The sequence below is a fragment of the Cupriavidus sp. BIS7 genome (assembly GCF_000292345.1).
Classification (GTDB): Bacteria; Pseudomonadota; Gammaproteobacteria; order Burkholderiales; family Burkholderiaceae; genus Cupriavidus.
The window spans coordinates 1-19,373 of sequence record NZ_ALOU01000014.1; the positions used below are offsets into that span (position 1 = coordinate 1).

The window sequence follows — 19,373 nt, forward strand, 5'->3', positions numbered from 1 at the left end:
GTGGAAATGGAAGTGCGCGAGCTGCTCTCGAAGTACGACTTCCCGGGCGACGACACCCCGATCATCAAGGGTTCGGCCAAGCTGGCGCTGGAAGGCGACAAGGGCGACCTGGGCGAGCAGGCGATCATGCGCCTGGCCGACGCACTGGACACGTACATCCCGACGCCGGAGCGCGCTGTGGACGGTACGTTCCTGATGCCGGTGGAAGACGTGTTCTCGATCTCGGGCCGCGGTACCGTGGTGACCGGCCGTATCGAGCGTGGCGTGGTGAAGGTCGGTGAAGAAATCGAAATCGTCGGTATCCGTCCGACGGTCAAGACCACCTGCACGGGCGTGGAAATGTTCCGCAAGCTGCTGGACCAGGGTCAGGCTGGCGACAACGTGGGTCTGCTGCTGCGCGGCACGAAGCGCGAAGACGTCGAGCGCGGCCAGGTGCTGTGCAAGCCGGGTTCGATCAAGCCGCACACCCACTTCACCGGTGAGGTGTACATCCTGTCGAAGGACGAAGGTGGCCGTCACACGCCGTTCTTCAACAACTACCGCCCGCAGTTCTACTTCCGTACGACCGACGTGACTGGCTCGATCGAGCTGCCGAAGGACAAGGAAATGGTAATGCCGGGTGACAACGTGTCGATCACCGTCAAGCTGATCGCCCCGATCGCCATGGAAGAAGGTCTGCGCTTCGCTATCCGCGAAGGTGGCCGTACCGTCGGCGCCGGCGTTGTGGCAAAGATCCTCGACTAATTAGTCGAACTGGCGAACGCAGCACCAACCGGCTGCGTTCGTTTGCCAGAGGGGTTGGCTATGCCAACCCCAAAGTAGTTTTAGGGGTATAGCTCAACTGGCAGAGCGTCGGTCTCCAAAACCGAAGGTTGGGGGTTCGATTCCCTCTGCCCCTGCCAAATTAATCAGCCGCGTCGCGAGGAATAATCGTGACGCGGCTTAGTCTCGTTTGCGAAACATGGCCAATCCCAATGTCGAAACCGTAGGCGCCTCCAGTGGCAAGTGGCTGCTTGGCGTAGCGGTGCTCCTGGTGGTTGCCGGGGTCATCGGCTTCTACGTGCTCGCACAGCAGCCCTCGTACGTGCGAGGCGCCGCGCTGTTTGCCGGTATCGCGCTAGGCGTTGTTGTGGCGCTGGTGTCGGCACCGGGCAAGGACTTCGTGGGTTTTGCCCGTGAATCGTATCGGGAAGTTCGCAAGGTCGTATGGCCGACGCGCAAGGAAGCCGGCCAGATGACCGGGCTCGTGTTTGCGTTCGTCGTAATCATGGCGCTGTTCCTGTGGTCGGCTGACAAGCTCATCGAGTGGGTGATTTTCTCCCTCGTGCTGGGCTGGAAATAAGAGGTAGCACATGACGGATAACGCTCAGCAGGAAACCACGGCCGCGGAATCGCCTTCGTCGAAGAAGCGCTGGTATGTGGTGCACGCCTACTCCGGCATGGAGAAGAGTGTGCAGCGCGCGCTGCAGGAGCGCATCGAGCGCGCCGAGATGCAGGACAAGTTCGGCCGCATCCTGGTGCCCTCGGAAGAAGTCGTCGAGATCAAGGGCGGCCACAAGTCGGTCACCGAGCGTCGTTTCTTCCCCGGCTATGTGCTGGTGGAAATGGAAATGACCGATGAGACCTGGCACCTGGTGAAGAACACCAGCAAGGTGACCGGTTTCGTGGGCGGTGCACGCAACCGTCCGAGCCCGATTTCCCAGCGGGAAGTCGACAAGATCATGACCCAGATGCAGGAAGGGGTCGAGAAGCCGCGTCCCAAGACGCTGTTCGAAGTGGGCGAAATGGTTCGCGTCAAGGACGGTCCTTTCACCGATTTCAACGGCAACGTCGAAGAAGTGAACTACGAAAAGTCGCGCCTGCGCGTGACGGTCACGATCTTCGGGCGCGCTACGCCGGTCGAACTCGAGTTCGGTCAGGTCGAGAAGGTTTAAGTATTTTTGGCTGCTGCGCTCCGTAAGGAAGGCGGCAGCCAGGATAGGGCAAGCGAAAGCGAGCCCAAGAGGAGCGCGAGGTTGTGCCAAGCGGTACAACGACAGCGCGTTACGACTCAACAGGATCTGATTCCCGAAGGAACGGATCCGGATTGGAGTAAAGATGGCCAAGAAGATCGTTGGCTTTATCAAGCTGCAAATCCCGGCTGGTAAAGCAAATCCCTCCCCGCCCGTTGGTCCCGCACTGGGTCAGCGTGGTCTGAACATCATGGAGTTCTGCAAGGCGTTCAACGCCCAGACCCAGGGTATGGAACCTGGTCTGCCGGTGCCGGTGGTGATTACCGCCTTCGCCGACAAGAGCTTCACCTTCGTGATGAAGTCGCCGCCGGCGACCGTGCTGATCAAGAAGGCAGCAGGCATCACCAAGGGTTCGCCCAAGCCGCACACCGACAAGGTTGGCAAGATCACCCGTGCCCAGGCTGAAGAAATCGCCAAGGCCAAGAACGCTGACCTCACCGCCGCTGACCTCGACGCCGCCGTGCGTACGATCGCTGGTTCGGCGCGTTCGATGGGCATCACCGTGGAGGGTCTGTAAATGGCTAAGGTTTCCAAGCGCGTCGCCGCCAACAAGGCGAAGATCGAGCGTACCAAGTTCTACCCGATCGACGAGGCCCTGGGCCTGGTGAAGAGCTGCGCTTCGGCGAAGTTCGACGAGTCGATCGACGTTGCCGTGCAACTGGGCATCGACGCCAAGAAGTCGGACCAGGTGGTGCGTGGTTCCGTGGTGCTGCCGGCTGGTACCGGCAAGTCGGTTCGCGTGGCCGTGTTCGCTCAGGGCGAAAAGGCTGAAGCCGCCAAGGCTGCCGGTGCTGACATCGTTGGCATGGAAGACCTGGCCGAGCAAGTGAAGGCCGGTAACCTGAACTTTGACGTCGTGATCGCTTCGCCGGACACGATGCGTATCGTCGGTACGCTGGGCCAGATCCTCGGCCCGCGCGGCCTGATGCCGAACCCGAAGGTTGGCACCGTGACGCCGGACGTGGCCCAGGCTGTGAAGAACGCCAAGGCTGGTCAGGTGCAATTCCGTGTCGACAAGGCCGGTATCATCCACGCCACCATTGGCCGTCGCTCGTTCGAAGACGCCGCGCTGAAGAGCAACCTGAGCGCCCTACTGGACGCCCTGGTCAAGGCCAAGCCGGCAACGAGCAAGGGTGTGTACCTGCGCAAGATCGCCGTGTCGTCCACGATGGGCGTTGGCGTTCGCGTCGAACAGACCTCGCTGTCGGCCTGAGCTGACGGCAATCACCTGACCGGATCCCGATAACACCGGCCAGGGCAGGAATTGAAGATCCCGGCATTGCCGGGGTCGTCTCCGGCGCCGGAAGGCGATGGAGGATGGCTTTGGGCAGTGGCCTCGGCCGTGCGATGAGCGCAGGCAGATGCCGCTGGTTATCAAAGACCGCTGGTGTTCACACCGCCGTAGTCTGGCAGCGTGGACTTAATCGGTCGGCACGTGCGGGGCATGCCCCGACGACAGCCGTCCCGCCAGCGCAGATGGCGCACCCGAAGGGATTGATGAAGCCGGGCATGACCCGGGTGATTCGGGCCAATCGGACGCCGTTCGTTTGGACTGATGTGTTTGTGCCAGGTTCGCCTGGTGTATTCGCATCGTTTTGGAGCTTAACCGTGCCACTCAATATTGAAGATAAGAAGGCCGTCGTTGCTGAGGTTTCGGCGCAAGTCGCCAAGGCCCAGACCATCGTCGTGGCCGAATATCGCGGCATCACGGTTGGCGATCTGACCAAGCTGCGTGCCGCCGCTCGTCAGCAAGGCGTGTACCTGCGCGTTCTGAAGAACACGCTGGCTCGCCGTGCTGTCGAAGGTACGCCGTTTGCAGGCCTCGCAGAGCAGATGACCGGTCCGCTGATCTACGGTATTTCCGAAGATGCAGTGTCCTCGGCCAAGGTTCTGAACGACTTTGCCAAGACCAACGACAAGCTGGTCCTGCGCGCAGGGTCGTATAACGGCAACGTTCTCGATGCTGGCGCCGTGAAGGCCCTGGCTTCGATCCCGAGCCGTGACGAACTGATCGCTCAGCTGCTTGGCGTGATGCAGGCACCGGTGTCGGGCTTTGCCCGTCTGCTGGCTGCACTGGCCGCCAAGAAGGCAGAAGGTGCTCCCGCGGAAGCGGAAGCTCCGGCCGCCTGAGCCGTTGCATAGACAGATCGCATTACCGATCCCGAATCAAATCTAGTAGGAGTAATCCAAATGGCAATCACTAAAGACGACATCCTGGAAGCCGTAGGCGCGATGTCCGTGATGGAACTGAACGACCTGGTCAAGGCGTTCGAAGAGAAGTTTGGCGTGTCGGCTGCTGCCATGGCTGTGGCTGCTGCTCCGGGCGCTGGCGGTGCCGCCGCTGCTGAAGAACAGACCGAGTTCAACGTGATTCTGGCCGAAGTTGGCTCGAACAAGGTTGGCGTGATCAAGGCCGTGCGCGAAATCACCGGCCTGGGTCTGAAGGAAGCCAAGGACCTGGTCGATGGCGCACCGAAGCCCGTCAAGGAAGGCGTGGACAAGGCTACTGCCGCCGACGCGAAGAAGAAGCTGGAAGACGCTGGCGCAAAGGCCGACGTCAAGTAAGTGGTACCACGCGTGCCCTCTGGGGCACGCGGATGGGGCTGGCAAAGGGAAATTCCCGGCGCCAGCCTTTTTGCGCTTCTGTGGGGTGTGTTTGACAGTGCACCCAAAAGGCGCAAAGGTGCGCGAAATGCGCCAAGAAGTGCGGCATAAGATGCTTGGCAAGCGACAATTATTCGCTGCCTTAGCAGAAGCCAAACATCAGTGGCACACTAGGTGGTTGCTGATGTTTGTCTTCTGAACCGACTGCAGAAGACAAGTTTGGTCGGGTGTCCCCCGGGCGAGTACAGGCATTGCGCCGTGCAATGACCACACCGCCCGCAGCGTGCGGGCACCGTCAGCCAGAGGTTGGTAGCGGCCAACCGCCAAATCCCCTCCCAGTCGCTGAACACCTCAGGTGCCGGCCAGGTCCAGCCAGCCCTGCGATGATTCGGAGATCCCATGGCGTACAGCTTCACCGAAAAGAAGCGCATTCGCAAATCCTTTGCGAAGCGTGCGACTGTTCATCAGGTTCCATTCCTGCTTGCCACGCAGATTGAATCCTACACCCAGTTCTTGCAAGAGGATACGCCGCCCGCGCGTCGTAAGACCGAGGGCCTGCAGGCCGCTTTCAACGCGATTTTCCCTATCTCCTCCCATAACGGGCTTGCCCGTATGGAGTTTGTCTCGTATCACCTGTCCAACCCGCCGTTCGACGTCAAGGAATGCCAGCAGCGTGGCCTGACGTTCCACTCGGCACTGCGCGCGAAGGTTCGCCTGATCATCAATGATCGCGAGAACCCGGGCAAGGTGAAGGAAGTGAAGGAACAGGAAGTCTACATGGGCGAAATCCCGCTCATGACTTCGACCGGTTCCTTCGTGATCAACGGCACCGAGCGTGTCATCGTCAGCCAGCTGCACCGTTCGCCGGGCGTGTTCTTCGAGCACGACAAGGGCAAGACGCACAGCTCGGGCAAGCTGCTGTTCTCGGCACGGATCATCCCGTACCGTGGCTCGTGGCTCGACTTCGAATTCGACCCGAAGGATATCCTGTACTTCCGCGTTGACCGCCGCCGCAAGATGCCGGTGACGATCCTGCTGAAGTCGATCGGCCTGACGCCGGAACAGATCCTGGCCCACTTCTTCGTGTTCGACAACTTCACGCTGCAGAGCGAAGGCGCACAACTCGAGTTCGTGCCCGAGCGCCTGCGCGGTGAAGTCGCGCGCTTCGACATCGTCGACAAGAACGGCCGCGTGGTCGTGGAGAAGGACAAGCGGATCAACGCCAAGCACATCCGCGACCTGGACTCCGCCGGCACCAAGCTGATCAGCGTGCCGGAAGACTACCTGCTGGGCCGCGTGCTGGCCAAGAACATCATCGATCCGGATACCGGTGAGGTGATCGCCAACGCCAACGACGAGCTGACCGAGTCGCTGCTGGAAAACCTGCGCGAAGCCGGCGTCAAGGACATCCAGACGCTGTACACGAACGATCTGGACCAGGGCCCGTACATCTCGCAAACGCTGCGTGTGGACGATACCGCCGACCAGACGGCCGCGCGTATCGCCATCTACCGCATGATGCGCCCGGGCGAGCCGCCGACCGAGGACGCCGTCGAAGCGCTGTTCCAGCGCCTGTTCTACAGCGAAGAATCGTACGATCTGTCGCGCGTTGGCCGCATGAAGGTCAACAGCCGTCTGTCGCGCCCGAGCGGCGAGGGCAGCATGGTGCTGCAGGACGAGGACATCCTCGAAACGATCAAGATCCTGGTGAACCTGCGTAACGGCAAGGGCGAAGTCGATGATATCGACCACCTGGGCAATCGTCGCGTGCGTTGCGTCGGCGAACTGGCCGAAAACCAGTTCCGTGCCGGCCTGTCGCGCGTCGAGCGCGCCGTGAAGGAGCGTCTGGGCCAGGCCGAGACCGAGAACCTGATGCCGCACGACCTGATCAACTCGAAGCCGATTTCGTCGGCGATTCGCGAGTTCTTCGGTTCGTCGCAGCTGTCGCAGTTCATGGACCAGACCAACCCGCTGTCGGAAATTACCCACAAGCGCCGTGTTTCGGCCCTTGGCCCGGGTGGTCTGACGCGCGAGCGCGCCGGCTTTGAAGTCCGTGACGTGCACCCGACCCACTATGGCCGCGTGTGCCCGATCGAAACGCCGGAAGGTCCGAACATTGGTCTGATCAACTCGCTGGCTCTGTACGCTCGCCTGAACGAGTACGGCTTCCTGGAAACGCCGTACCGCAAGGTCGAGAACAGCAAGCTGACCGACCAGGTGGACTACCTGTCGGCCATCGAGGAAGGCAAGTACGTGGTGGCCCAGGCCAACGCTACCGTTGACGCCGAAGGCAACCTGACCGACGAACTGGTGTCGGCGCGTGAAGGTTCCGAGCGTGAAACGCGTATGGTCACCCCGGACCGCGTGCAGTACATCGACGTGGCGCCGTCGCAGATCGTGTCGGCCGCAGCTTCGCTGGTGCCGTTCCTCGAACACGATGACGCGAACCGTGCACTGATGGGCGCGAACATGCAGCGTCAGGCCGTGCCTTGCCTGCGTCCGGACAAGCCGCTGGTTGGTACCGGCATCGAGCGCACCGTGGCCGTTGACTCGGGTACGGCCGTGCAGGCGATGCGTGGCGGCGTGGTCGACTACGTCGACGCGATGCGCGTGGTGATCCGCGTGAACGACGACGAAGCCGTGGCCGGTGAAGTCGGCGTGGACATCTACAACCTGATCAAGTACACGCGTTCGAACCAGAACACCAACATCAACCAGCGTCCGATGGTGAAGGTTGGCGATATCGTTGCCCGCGGCGACGTGATCGCTGACGGCGCCTCGACCGACCTGGGCGAGCTGGCTCTGGGCCAGAACATGCTGGTCGCGTTCATGCCGTGGAACGGCTACAACTTCGAGGATTCGATCCTGATCTCGGAGCGTGTGGTGGCCGAAGACCGCTATACCTCGATCCACATCGAGGAACTGTCGGTCGTTGCCCGTGACACGAAGCTCGGACCCGAGGAAATCACGCGCGACATCTCGAACCTGGCCGAAGCGCAACTGGCGCGTCTGGACGAGTCGGGCATCACGTACATCGGCGCCGAAGTGGAAGCCGGTGACGTGCTGGTGGGCAAGGTAACGCCGAAGGGCGAAACCCAGCTCACGCCGGAAGAGAAGCTGCTGCGCGCAATCTTCGGCGAGAAGGCTTCTGACGTGAAGGACACGTCGCTGCGCGTGCCGTCGGGCATGAGCGGTATCGTGATCGACGTGCAGGTCTTCACGCGTGAAGGCGTGACGCGCGACAAGCGTGCCCAGTCGATCATCGACGACGAACTGAAGCGTTACCGCCTGGACCTGAACGACCAGCTCCGTATCGTGGAAGGCGATGCGTTCCAGCGTCTGGAGCGCCTGCTGCTCGACAAGACCGTCAACGGCGGTCCGAAGAAGCTGGCCAAGGGCGCCAAGCTGACCCGCGAGTACCTGGCCGATCTGGACAAGTACCACTGGTTCGACATTCGTCCGGCCGACGAGGAAGTGGCCGCCCAGCTCGAGGCCGTGAAGGAAGCCATCGAGCAGAAGCGTCACGAGTTCGACCTGGCCTTCGAAGAGAAGCGCAAGAAGCTGACGCAGGGCGACGAACTGCCGCCGGGCGTGATCAAGATGGTCAAGGTGTACCTGGCCGTGAAGCGCCGCCTGCAGCCTGGCGACAAGATGGCCGGCCGTCACGGTAACAAGGGTGTGGTGTCGAAGATCGTCCCGATCGAAGACATGCCGTACATGGCTGACGGTACGCCGGCAGACATCGTGCTGAACCCGCTGGGCGTGCCGTCGCGGATGAACGTGGGCCAGATTCTGGAAACCCACCTGGGCTGGGCCGCTCGCGGTCTGGGCCAGCGCATCGGCGACATGCTCAAGGCACAGGCCAAGGCACAGGAACTTCGCGCACTGCTCGCTCAGATCTACAACGAGAGCGGCAAGCCGGAAGACCTGGACAGCCTGTCCGACGCCGAAGTGCTGGAACTGGCCACCAACCTGAAGAAGGGTGTGCCGTTCGCCACGCCGGTGTTCGATGGCGCGCATGAAGACGAAATCCGCCGCATGCTCGACCTGGCCTACCCGGACGAGATCGCACGCGAGCGCGGCCTGACCGCATCGAAGCAGCAGGTCACGCTGCACGACGGCCGCACCGGCGAAGCGTTCGAGCGTCCGGTCACGCTGGGTGTGATGCACATGCTGAAGCTGCACCACCTGGTCGACGACAAGATGCACGCCCGCTCGACCGGCCCGTACTCGCTGGTGACGCAGCAGCCGCTGGGCGGTAAGGCCCAGTTCGGTGGCCAGCGTTTCGGTGAGATGGAAGTGTGGGCACTGGAAGCCTATGGCGCGTCGTACGTGCTGCAGGAAATGCTGACGGTCAAGTCCGATGACGTGAACGGCCGTACGAAGGTGTACGAAAACATCGTCAAGGGCGAGCACTCGATCGATGCCGGCATGCCGGAGTCGTTCAACGTGCTGGTGAAGGAAATCCGCTCGCTGGGTATCGACATCGACCTGGATCGCTACTGATCCACGGATGGATGCGGGTACCGGCTGCGGCCGGTACCCACCAGAGCAGGTTTCCCCACAGGATTGAATGCCGCTGCCCCGGACAGACTCCGGGCCGGCGGCGAAACAAGGAGTTGCAATGAAAGCATTGCTCGATCTCTTTAAGCAGGTACAGCAGGAAGAGCAGTTCGACGCGATCAAGATCGGCCTGGCCTCGCCCGAGAAGATCCGTTCGTGGTCGTACGGTGAAGTGAAGAAGCCGGAAACGATCAACTACCGTACGTTCAAGCCGGAACGCGATGGTCTGTTCTGCGCCAAGATCTTTGGCCCGATCAAGGACTACGAGTGCCTGTGCGGCAAGTACAAGCGCCTGAAGCACCGCGGCGTGATCTGCGAGAAGTGCGGCGTGGAAGTGACGCTGGCCAAGGTGCGCCGCGAGCGCATGGGCCACATCGAACTGGCCGCTCCGACCGCTCACATCTGGTTCCTGAAGTCGCTGCCGTCGCGTCTGGGCATGGTGCTCGACATGACGCTGCGCGACATCGAACGCGTGCTGTACTTCGAAGCGTTCGTGGTGCTGGAACCCGGCATGACCCCGCTCAAGAAGAGCCAGATCATGTCGGAAGACGACTACATCGCGAAGTGCGATGAGTACGGCGAAGGCGAATTCGTGGCGATGATGGGTGCCGAGGGCATCCGTGAACTGCTGCGCGGCATCGATATCGAGAAGCAGATCGAACAGATCCGCGCCGAGCTGCAGGCCACCGGTTCCGAAGCCAAGATCAAGAAGTTCGCCAAGCGCCTGAAGGTGCTCGAGGCGTTCCAGCGTTCGGGCATCAAGCCGGAATGGATGATCCTGGAAGTGCTGCCGGTGCTGCCGCCCGAACTGCGTCCGCTGGTTCCGCTCGATGGCGGCCGTTTCGCAACGTCGGACCTGAACGACCTGTATCGCCGCGTCATCAACCGTAACAACCGTCTGAAGCGCCTGCTGGAGCTGAAGGCCCCTGAAATCATCGTGCGCAACGAAAAGCGCATGCTGCAGGAAGCCGTCGACTCGCTGCTGGACAACGGCCGTCGCGGCAAGGCGATGACCGGCGCGAACAAGCGTCCGCTGAAGTCGCTGGCCGAAATGATCAAGGGTAAGGGCGGTCGTTTCCGTCAGAACCTGCTGGGCAAGCGCGTGGACTACTCGGGCCGTTCGGTGATCGTGGTGGGGCCGACGCTGAAGCTGCACCAGTGCGGTCTGCCCAAGCTGATGGCCCTGGAGTTGTTCAAGCCGTTCATCTTCCACAAGCTGGAAACGATGGGCATCGCCACGACGATCAAGGCTGCCAAGAAGGAAGTGGAAAGCCAGACGCCGGTGGTGTGGGACATCCTCGAAGAGGTGATCCGCGAGCATCCGGTGATGCTGAACCGTGCCCCGACGCTGCACCGTCTGGGTATCCAGGCGTTCGAGCCGGTGCTGATCGAAGGCAAGGCCATCCAGCTGCACCCGCTGGTCTGCGCGGCGTTCAACGCCGACTTCGACGGTGACCAGATGGCCGTTCACGTGCCGCTGTCGCTGGAAGCCCAGATGGAAGCCCGCACGCTGATGCTGGCTTCGAACAACGTGCTGTTCCCGGCCAACGGCGATCCGTCGATCGTGCCGTCGCAGGACGTGGTGCTGGGTCTGTACTACACGACCCGCGACAAGATCAACGGCAAGGGTGAAGGCATGACCTTCGCTGACATCAGCGAAGTCCTGCGCGCCTACGAGAACAAGGAAGTCGAACTCGCTTCGCGCGTGAACGTGCGGATCACCGAGTACGAACTCGTGAACAAGGATGCCGACGGCGACGCCCGTTTCGCACCGAAGATCACGCTGCAGGCCACTACGGTCGGCCGCGCGATCCTGTCCGAGATCCTGCCGAAGGGCCTGCCGTTCTCGGTGCTGAACAAGCCGCTGAAGAAGAAGGAAATCTCGCGCCTGATCAACACGGCGTTCCGCAAGTGCGGTCTGCGCGAAACCGTGATCTTCGCCGACAAGCTGCTGCAGTCGGGCTTCCGCCTGGCAACGCGCGCCGGTATCTCGATCGCCATCGACGACATGCTGGTGCCGCCGCAGAAGGAGAAGATCATCTCCGACGCTGCTGCCAAGGTGAAGGAATACGACAAGCAGTACATGTCCGGTCTGGTGACGGACCAGGAGCGTTACAACAACGTCGTGGACATCTGGGGCGCCGCTGGTGACCAGGTGGGCAAGGCGATGATGGAGCAGCTCCAGCACGAAGACGTGGTCGACCGTAACGGCAACACCGTCAAGCAGGAATCGTTCAACTCGATCTACATGATGGCGGACTCGGGTGCTCGCGGTAGCGCGGCCCAGATTCGTCAGCTGGCTGGTATGCGTGGCCTGATGGCCAAGCCGGATGGCTCGATCATCGAAACGCCGATTACGGCGAACTTCCGTGAAGGCCTGAACGTTCTGCAGTACTTCATCTCGACCCACGGCGCCCGTAAGGGTCTGGCCGATACGGCACTGAAGACCGCAAACTCGGGTTACCTGACCCGTCGTCTGGTCGATGTGACGCAGGATCTGGTCGTGGTGGAAGACGATTGCGGCACCTCCAACGGCGTGGCCATGAAGGCCCTGGTCGAAGGCGGTGAAGTGATCGAAGCGCTGCGCGACCGTATCCTGGGTCGTGTGACGGTGGCCGATGTCGTGAATCCTGAAACCCAGGAAACCGCGATCGAAACGGGCACGCTGCTGGACGAAGACCTGGTCGAACTGATCGACAACATCGGCGTGGACGAAGTCAAGGTCCGTACGCCGCTGTCGTGCGACACGCGCTACGGCCTGTGCGCCAAGTGCTACGGCCGTGACCTCGGCCGCGGTGTGCTGGTGAACTCGGGCGAAGCGGTGGGCGTGATCGCTGCACAGTCGATCGGTGAGCCGGGTACCCAGCTGACCATGCGTACGTTCCACATCGGTGGTGCGGCATCGCGTGCGGCAGTGGCATCGAGCGTGGAAGCCAAGGCGACCGGCACGATCCGCTTCACGGTGACCATGCGTTACGTGACGAACGCCAAGGGCGAACTGATCGTGATCTCGCGTTCGGGCGAGGCACTGATCATGGACGACCATGGCCGCGAGCGCGAGCGCCACAAGATCCCGTACGGCGCCACGCTGCTGGTGCAGGACGGCCAGGCCATCAAGGCTGGTACGCAACTGGCCACGTGGGACGCACTGACTCGTCCGATCGTTTCCGAGTACTCGGGCACGATCAAGTTCGAGAACGTGGAAGAAGGCGTGACCGTCGCCAAGCAGATGGACGAAGTCACCGGCCTGTCGACCCTCGTGGTGATCGACGCCAAGCGCCGTACGGCTGCCACCAAGGGTCTGCGCCCGCAGGTGAAGCTGCTCGACGCGAACAACCAGGAAGTGAAGATCCCGGGCACGGACCATTCCGTGACCATCGGCTTCCAGGTGGGCGCGCTGATTACCGTGAAGGACGGCCAGCAGGTTCACGTGGGTGAAGTGCTTGCACGTATCCCGACCGAATCGCAGAAGACCCGTGACATTACCGGTGGTCTGCCGCGTGTGGCCGAGCTGTTCGAAGCACGTTCGCCGAAGGACGCCGCCGTGCTGGCGGAAGTCACCGGTACCGTGTCGTTCGGCAAGGACACCAAGGGCAAGCAGCGCCTGGTGATTACGGACCTGGACGGCAACGCCCACGAGTTCCTGATCGCCAAGGAAAAGCAGGTGCTGGTGCACGACGGCCAGGTGGTGAACAAGGGCGAAATGATCGTGGAAGGTCCGGCGGACCCGCACGACATCCTGCGTCTGAAGGGCATCGAGGAACTGGCGCACTACATCGTGGACGAAGTGCAGGACGTGTACCGTCTGCAGGGCGTGAAGATCAACGACAAGCACATCGAAGTGATTGTTCGTCAGATGTTGCGCCGCGTGCAGATCGCCGATGTTGGCGATACCAAGTTCATCCCGGGTGAACAGGTGGAGCGTTCGGATCTGCTTGACGAGAACGATCGCGTGATCGCCGATGGCAAGCGTCCGGCGGTGCACGAAAACCTGCTGCTGGGTATTACCAAGGCGTCGCTGTCGACCGACAGCTTCATCTCGGCTGCATCGTTCCAGGAAACGACGCGCGTGCTGACCGAGGCCGCGATCATGGGCAAGACCGACGACCTGCGTGGTCTGAAGGAAAACGTGATCGTGGGTCGTCTGATCCCGGCTGGTACCGGCCTGGCCTACCACCGTGCCCGCAAGGCACGCGAGGCCTCCGAGCGCGAACGCGCCCAGGCGATCACCGAAGAAGAGCAGTCGCTCTTCATCGAGCCGCCGGTGGTGCAAGCGACCGAAGGCGAGGGCGACGCAGTCTGAAGCGCGTCACGCTCAGTAGTTCAGTAGTAGAAAAACCCGGCTCCCCGAGCCGGGTTTTTTTTCGTCCGTACGATCAGGCGCCTGACCTGCTCATGTCAGGAGCAGGTCAGCCGAGCGCGCGTGCCGCCGCATCCATGCCTTGCGGTGTGGCGAGTGGCCATGCCGTGATCCGTGGCGCGATGCGTCTGCACAGGCCGGTCAGCACCTCACCCGGCCCCACTTCAAGCACGTGCGATGCCCCGGCGGCCGTCATGCGATTCACGGTTTCGGTCCAACGCACCGGGCTGGTCAACTGCGCGACAAGCTCCGGCTTGATCGACGCGGCGGTTGCCACCGCCATGCTGCTGTTATGCAGCACCGGCAGAGCTGGCGGGCGAACATCGATCATGTCGAGCGCCATCGCAAGAGCGCTGGCAGCCGGCTGCATCAAGGAGCTATGGAACGGACCGCTGACAGGCAGCATGAAGACCATCTTCGCCCCGGCATCGCGCGCTGCGGACTTGAGTCGCTCGATGGCCGATACATGGCCAGCGACCACCACCTGACCCGGTGCGTTGTAGTTGACCGGCTCCAGAACGCCGTCTTCCGCGCAGCGCGTGCACAACTGCTGCACAGTTGCATCGTCGAGTCCAAGCACGGCGGCCATCGTACCCGTGCCTTCCGCTACCGCGGCGCTCATCGCGAGAGCACGTCGCCGCGCGATGCGCATGGCGTCCGAAAGCGATAGCGATTGCGCCGCTACGAGCGCGCCGAGTTCGCCAACGCTGTGCCCGGCCGCAAATGCGATGCGCCTGGTGCAGCGCTGTCGCCATGCCCTCCACAATGCCGCAGACACGGCAACCATCAGCGGTTGGGTGTTGATCGTGAGCGCCAACGCTGCCGCATCCCCGGCTTCGCTCAGTTGCCAAAGATCCAGCCCCAATGCATCGGATGCTTCCGTCATGGTGTCGACCACCAAGCGGTCCCCCTGCCACGGCGCGAGCATGCCTGCGGATTGCGATCCCTGTCCCGGGAACACGGCGGCGATGAGAGGAGCGCGGGTCATTTACGCGCTCCGCGTTGTTTCGCATGCGCGCAGCCAAAGCACCACCGCCGCACAGTGAAGCAGGCCGATACCCAATGACACTAGCGAGGACCAGAGATCAAACGCCGAAATCCGGGTGCCGGCCAGCCATACGGGCAACAGCAATGCGCCGCGCAGCGTGTAGACCGCCGCAATACCGATCAGCGCAACTCGCATGTAGGGCAACGAAGGAAACAGGCCGGCGCCAGCCGCGAAGTAGGCAGCAAAGACGAGGAACACCACGGTAATGCCGGCTGTCAGCAGACCAGGAAGCCACGAGCCTCGCTCCGCCATGGTGGCCAGTGTTTCGCCGGCGCCAAAGAATCGATACGCCCATGGCCCCTTGACGATGATGTAGACGTGAAGCAGAGCGGCCAGCAAACTGCATACCGACGAGATCAGCATCAGATTTCGAATCAGCATTGCGCAACATTCCTTTCCTGAAAGATTCCATTGAGGGACGCGAGAATTCAGAAGCTGTGACTGAGATTGACCTGAACCGCGCTGTCCTGGCAGATCGGTGCGAACGGACTATTGGCGCCGCAGGAAGCCTTGCGAGCCTCGAGGGAGAGTCGAACGGATTGCCCAAAACGCCGGCTGAACTCAAGCCGGTGCATCAGCACCTGGCTGGCTCGGTCATGCAGGATGCCGTACAGGAGCTCGGCGTCCCCGGACTCGTTGAAACGCAGCCGCACGCCGCCGAAGATCGCCTGCTTGTAGAGGGCGGGCGGCGCGCTGCTGTCGCGATCGTCATTCAGCAATTCGAGCAGCAGAGAGATATCCGAGCTCGACTGGTTAATCGTGTATTCGCCGCCAGCAATCCACGACCAGAACGGGCGACCCTGACCACGGCGATAAATCGCCTCGCCCTTCCATAGCATGTTGCCCACCGGCAATTGCGCGGTCAGCCCCAGTTGGCGGATACGCCGGTAGCTGGTCGTCAGGTCCGCTGAATAATCCGGCTCACGAGACATACCGTTGAAGACATAGGCGCTGAAGTCGGCATTGCCAACCGTACCTGACCAGCGAACGGCCATGTCGTCGGTACGCAACCACGGCGCCAGGCCATGCGGGGCCGGCTCTGGTGCCACTGGGCCGACACGCTGACGGCTACCGGCGCCCAACAGCGGTCGAGGACGGAACCATGGCATCCAGTACGCGGAAAAACGTCCGTACGTGGAGCTGAAGCGTGTATAGGACAGCATCGGTTGCCCAAGCTTCGCCTCGAGATCGACATCGGCCCGAGGGTCGAGCTGGTTGATGATGTTGACGGGGTGGCTGGACTCCATCACGCTCCAGTCAACGGTCTCCATACCCGCCTGCCAGAGGTTGTCGCCATCCTGAAAGCGCATGGTGGCCTCTCGAAGGTCGAAATAGCGCATCGCTGAATCCGCGGTGTCCAGACGTGCATAAACCGTCAGCCGCGCCGACAACCCGGGGTTTGACGGAAATGACGCGATCCAGCCGGGGTTCAGTACCAACGCGCCGGCATGCCGGCGCTGCTCGGGAAACACAGGCGGCCGGTTGAATAGCCGCGCTTCAATCCCAACGCTTCCGGTTGTTTCGATGACCGGCATGGCTTCGATACTGGCGCACTGCACACCCATTCCCACTGCGGCGAGCCAGCGTGCACCGAACCATTCGTTAGCGCACATACTCCAGCCGTTGCGGAAGGAAATCCTGGCGACTGATGCCGGCATCGCGGAACTTGTAGCCGCTCATGTTGATGCGCGTGGATTTCCCGGTCTGGTGGTTCTGCATCGTCATCCAGGCAGGTTTCAGCAGCCCGCCCTCGTAGCGTTCATACCCACCCGTCTCCAGGGTTTTCTGAAGCGCGCCGCGACGGTCGTAGAACTCCGTCTTCAGAGTGACCAGTCGTTCCTTGTCGATCCAGAGTAGCTGGCGGGTATAGCCAGAGCCCTCGTACCGAGGTACTCGCTCCAGCTTGAAGGTCGTCCGATCGGCCACGGTCTCCTCGGCAATGTACGTGTGGCTGAACTTGCGCGGCAGCTGGGATGTGAGGTCCTCGAACGAAAACTCGCTTCCCAGGAAAGATCCTGACTTGCTGTCAGAAGCAATGCGCCGCGTGCGCTTGAGCGAAGGCAGGTAAAGCCACTGGTCGTCGGGTTTGTCTGCGTGAGAGAAGGTCAGGAAAGCCGTGTGCTTGATATCGGCGGGTGCCTGGAACACGATCAGGTGCTTGTCTCCGTCACCGCTCACTTCGAGCACCGTACCTTGCATCCTTCGCACGCTTTCCTGACCTTGCCGGTCACGCAGGATCATCTCCATGTCCATTCTGTAGCTCTCAAAGCCACGCTCGCGGGCATATACGTCCGCCGCGATCGCCTCGCCGCGGGTTTCCGCGTCGGTCGGCCCCGCACTGGCGAAGGGGGCAGTGAACAGGCAAAGCAGAATGGCAAGCTGTGGAATCCGTCTGATCATGATGACAACTTCCCCTCGGTCATGGTTGAGCACGGTGTGTGCGGCGTTTCGCCTGTAGTGCGTCGATCCATCACGTAGAGCAACGGCGGAAGCAGTACGAGATCGATCAGCCCGGCCATGCCGATGGTAAACATAGACATCATTCCCAGATCCGCATTGAGATCAAAATGCGAGAAGGTAAGCACGCCGAAACCTGTCACCAATACGGCCGTCGTGAGAACCAGCGCGATTCCCGAGTTGCTGTACGCGTACTCGATCGCCGCCCTCGACCCCAGCCCATGTCTGGTGCGCGCGATGTGGTACTTGTAGACGCTGTGAATCGTGTCGTCGACGATGATCCCGTAGGTCAGCACGCCAACCACGGCGACGGACAACCCCACATGTCCGACCATCGCCCCCCAGATTCCGAACGCCAGCAGAGACGGCAGAACATTGGGAAGAAGGCTGGCCAAGCCAAGGCGCACGCTGCGCATGGCCACGCCGATCACCAGCGAGATCAGAAGGATCTGAAGCACGTAGCCTTTCAGGGTCCCGGCGACGTTCAATTCCCCAATGCGCGAAAACATCATCGACGGGCCCGTGCCATACGTCGCCATGCCCGGCAGCAGGTTTGTGCCCATCCAGTCGTGCACCCGGCGGTCGAAGTCCACCAGCGCGACGGATGTGATGTTGCCCAACACGACCGTGAGTTTGCTGGCGGATCGATCAACCCGGATCTGATCGTTGAGATCCAGTCCGGGAGGCAACGACATCTCGAAAAGCAGCAACATCTGCGCCGCCTGCAAGTCGTCATCGGGAATGCGGTAAGCACTCGGTGAATCGTTCTCGATGGTGCGGTGGATCCGCTTCACGATGTCGGATAGCGCATCGACATGGTGAACTTCCGGCTGGGCCCGCAGCCAGGTGGCGAAACGATCCAGCGCCTGCAAGTAGCTGGCCGAGGCAACCGTCGTCCCGGCCGGTGCCGGTACCGAGTAGTACACGGTGTGCACGCCGGTCAGGTGCGCATTGATGAAATCGGTGTCACGCCGGAACTCAACGGCCGGGCTGAAGTATTCGACGAAGTTGTCTTCGAGTTGATTGCGCGAAGTGAACCAGGCGCCGAGTATTGCCAGCACTGAAACGCAGACAAAAATGGATCGTCGCCAATCCACCAGCGCGGCCGCCAGTCTGCCCAGTGCATTGCCCTGCCGCAACAGCGCGCGGCTGCCTTTCAGAGGCAGCAGTGCAAGGCAGGCGGGTAGAAAAGTCGTCGTGAAGACAAAGACTGCCAGCGCCCCGACTCCAAGTATCACACCGAAGGCGGCAATCGGCGGCACGTCCGACAGACACATGCTGAAGAAGCCGAGTGCATCCGTACCGCAAGCCATCGCAACGATCGGCATGTTGACGGCCACTGACTCACGTACGGCATCGAGTCGCTGAATGCCCGCCGCCATGCGTCTGCTTGCGTAGACAATGATATGCAGACAGCTTGCAACGGCGATGGTGGTCAGGATGGTTGGCGCGGAAACCGACACCGCGGTGAGCTTGAGGCCAAGCCAACCCGTCACGCCGAGGGACGCGAGGATCGACAGGGTCATCACCAGCAATGCCGCCAGCACACCCATCGCGCTCCGCAGCGCTATGAACATGACGATCAGAATGAGCCCATACATCATGGGAATAAGGGTCTCGAGATCGCCCTGCGCTTGCTCTTCGAAAGCGGTATCCAGCAGAATGCCGCCGCTGGCCAGAACCCGTATCTCCGGAAACTCTGCGCGATGTGTCTCGATCAACCTGCGCAATGCATGCACCGATTCCGGCGTGCTGACTTCGGTGGGGGCGGGGAGCGTGAAGTTGATGCTCACGCCGGCCACGGCGCCATCCGGTGAAACCAGCCTGCCAACCAGGGCCGACTCGCTCAACGCGATCGCGCGCACTCTTTCGACGCCTTCGGCCTTTTCGGCGGCTTGAGACTGATAGAGCGGGCGGACGCGCAGAAGATCCTCATCCGCTTCTGCGTGCTGATAGTTCGTCAGGCTGTCGACGCGTCGTGCGTGCGGCAGTTCCCACGCCTTCTCCGTGAACTGCGCGATGGCTGCCAGCGCTTGCTTCGAGAAGACTGTGCCATCAGCCGGCACAAAGGCAACCAGCGCGTCGAAATCATCCGAATACGCGCTACGCAGCGCTTCGTGTGCCAGCAGTTGTGGATCGTCGGGCTGAAAGAAGTCACGGTAATCACTGCTGAAGCCCAGACGGCTGAGTCCGGTCGCGGTCGCGACGCATAGCAGCGTCGACATCACCAGCACCAGCCAACGGTGACGTATCAGCCAGGCCGCGTAGCCTTCCGACCAGCGACCACCACGCACTTCACGTTCGATGCAATTGGTTTGTGCCATAGCCG

14 protein-coding genes and 1 tRNA gene are annotated in these 19,373 nt (G+C 61.7%); 10 read left to right on the plus strand and 5 right to left on the minus strand.

The features are described 5' to 3' along the window. The 10 genes from B552_RS0105310 to rpoC all read left to right on the plus strand — a co-directional run. On the plus strand, nucleotides 1–744 hold a 744-nt coding region (locus tag B552_RS0105310), incomplete at its 5' end, for an EF-Tu/IF-2/RF-3 family GTPase (RefSeq protein WP_019447976.1). Nucleotides 745–826: 82 nt separating this feature from the next. Then, a tRNA-Trp gene (locus B552_RS0105315) sits at nucleotides 827–902 on the plus strand. Nucleotides 903–961: 59 nt separating this feature from the next. Further along, entirely contained in the window at nucleotides 962–1,342 is a 381-nt protein-coding gene (gene secE / locus B552_RS0105320; RefSeq protein WP_019447977.1) for a preprotein translocase subunit SecE, read from the plus strand. A 10-nt stretch (nucleotides 1,343–1,352) separates the two neighbouring features. After that, nucleotides 1,353–1,934, plus strand: coding sequence for a transcription termination/antitermination protein NusG (gene nusG / locus B552_RS0105325; RefSeq protein WP_008649197.1), 582 nt, complete (start codon nucleotides 1,353–1,355; stop codon nucleotides 1,932–1,934). Nucleotides 1,935–2,097: 163 nt separating this feature from the next. Beyond that, nucleotides 2,098–2,529: a 50S ribosomal protein L11 gene (gene rplK / locus B552_RS0105330; protein ID WP_019447978.1), complete on the plus strand. Its 432-nt coding sequence runs from the start codon at nucleotides 2,098–2,100 to the stop codon at nucleotides 2,527–2,529. Next, a complete protein-coding gene (gene rplA / locus B552_RS0105335; RefSeq protein WP_019447979.1) occupies nucleotides 2,530–3,225 on the plus strand; it encodes a 50S ribosomal protein L1 in 696 nt (231 codons plus the stop codon). 395 nt (nucleotides 3,226–3,620) lie between these two features. Then, entirely contained in the window at nucleotides 3,621–4,142 is a 522-nt protein-coding gene (rplJ, locus tag B552_RS0105340; protein WP_019447980.1) for a 50S ribosomal protein L10, read from the plus strand. Nucleotides 4,143–4,202: 60 nt separating this feature from the next. Beyond that, the gene (rplL, locus tag B552_RS0105345; protein WP_019447981.1) at nucleotides 4,203–4,577 is read left to right on the plus strand and encodes a 50S ribosomal protein L7/L12; all 375 of its coding nucleotides are present in this window, start codon (nucleotides 4,203–4,205) and stop codon (nucleotides 4,575–4,577) included. A gap of 438 nt (nucleotides 4,578–5,015) precedes the next feature. Then, entirely contained in the window at nucleotides 5,016–9,122 is a 4,107-nt protein-coding gene (rpoB, locus tag B552_RS0105350; protein WP_019447982.1) for a DNA-directed RNA polymerase subunit beta, read from the plus strand. 118 nt (nucleotides 9,123–9,240) lie between these two features. After that, complete coding sequence (gene rpoC / locus B552_RS0105355) at nucleotides 9,241–13,482, plus strand: DNA-directed RNA polymerase subunit beta' (RefSeq protein WP_019447983.1); 4,242 nt, start codon at nucleotides 9,241–9,243, stop codon at nucleotides 13,480–13,482. A gap of 106 nt (nucleotides 13,483–13,588) precedes the next feature. On the opposite strand, the gene fabD is transcribed toward rpoC, so the two are convergent. The 5 genes from fabD to B552_RS27210 are packed head-to-tail and all read right to left on the minus strand — an operon-like array spanning nucleotide 13,589 to nucleotide 19,368. Then, entirely contained in the window at nucleotides 13,589–14,527 is a 939-nt protein-coding gene (gene fabD / locus B552_RS0105360; protein ID WP_019447984.1) for an ACP S-malonyltransferase, read from the minus strand. Further along, nucleotides 14,528–14,968: a hypothetical protein gene (locus B552_RS0105365; protein ID WP_019447985.1), complete on the minus strand. Its 441-nt coding sequence runs from the start codon at nucleotides 14,966–14,968 to the stop codon at nucleotides 14,528–14,530. Between the two features lie 47 nt (nucleotides 14,969–15,015). Further along, nucleotides 15,016–16,245: a hypothetical protein gene (locus tag B552_RS27200; RefSeq protein WP_162137613.1), complete on the minus strand. Its 1,230-nt coding sequence runs from the start codon at nucleotides 16,243–16,245 to the stop codon at nucleotides 15,016–15,018. After that, complete coding sequence (locus B552_RS27205) at nucleotides 16,190–17,020, minus strand: outer membrane lipoprotein-sorting protein (RefSeq protein WP_157160193.1); 831 nt, start codon at nucleotides 17,018–17,020, stop codon at nucleotides 16,190–16,192. The genes B552_RS27200 and B552_RS27205 overlap by 56 nt, the downstream gene beginning before the upstream one ends. After that, complete coding sequence (locus B552_RS27210) at nucleotides 16,984–19,368, minus strand: MMPL family transporter (protein WP_019447988.1); 2,385 nt, start codon at nucleotides 19,366–19,368, stop codon at nucleotides 16,984–16,986. Before B552_RS27210 ends, B552_RS27205 begins: the two co-directional genes overlap by 37 nt. Nucleotides 19,369–19,373 lie beyond the last annotated feature (5 nt).

Excerpts from the sequence above, each read along its gene's own strand:
- secE (WP_019447977.1), top strand. The coding sequence starts at position 962 with ATGGCCAATCCCAATGTCGAAACCGTAGGCGCCTCCAGTGGCAAGTGG.
- B552_RS27200 (WP_162137613.1), bottom strand. The coding sequence starts at position 16,245 with ATGCCGGCATCAGTCGCCAGGATTTCCTTCCGCAACGGCTGGAGTATG.
- nusG (WP_008649197.1), top strand. The coding sequence starts at position 1,353 with ATGACGGATAACGCTCAGCAGGAAACCACGGCCGCGGAATCGCCTTCG.
- rpoC (WP_019447983.1), top strand. The coding sequence starts at position 9,241 with ATGAAAGCATTGCTCGATCTCTTTAAGCAGGTACAGCAGGAAGAGCAG.
- B552_RS0105365 (WP_019447985.1), bottom strand. The coding sequence starts at position 14,968 with ATGCTGATTCGAAATCTGATGCTGATCTCGTCGGTATGCAGTTTGCTG.
- fabD (WP_019447984.1), bottom strand. The coding sequence starts at position 14,527 with ATGACCCGCGCTCCTCTCATCGCCGCCGTGTTCCCGGGACAGGGATCG.
- rplL (WP_019447981.1), top strand. The coding sequence starts at position 4,203 with ATGGCAATCACTAAAGACGACATCCTGGAAGCCGTAGGCGCGATGTCC.
- rpoB (WP_019447982.1), top strand. The coding sequence starts at position 5,016 with ATGGCGTACAGCTTCACCGAAAAGAAGCGCATTCGCAAATCCTTTGCG.
- rplA (WP_019447979.1), top strand. The coding sequence starts at position 2,530 with ATGGCTAAGGTTTCCAAGCGCGTCGCCGCCAACAAGGCGAAGATCGAG.
- rplK (WP_019447978.1), top strand. The coding sequence starts at position 2,098 with ATGGCCAAGAAGATCGTTGGCTTTATCAAGCTGCAAATCCCGGCTGGT.
- B552_RS27210 (WP_019447988.1), bottom strand. The coding sequence starts at position 19,368 with ATGGCACAAACCAATTGCATCGAACGTGAAGTGCGTGGTGGTCGCTGG.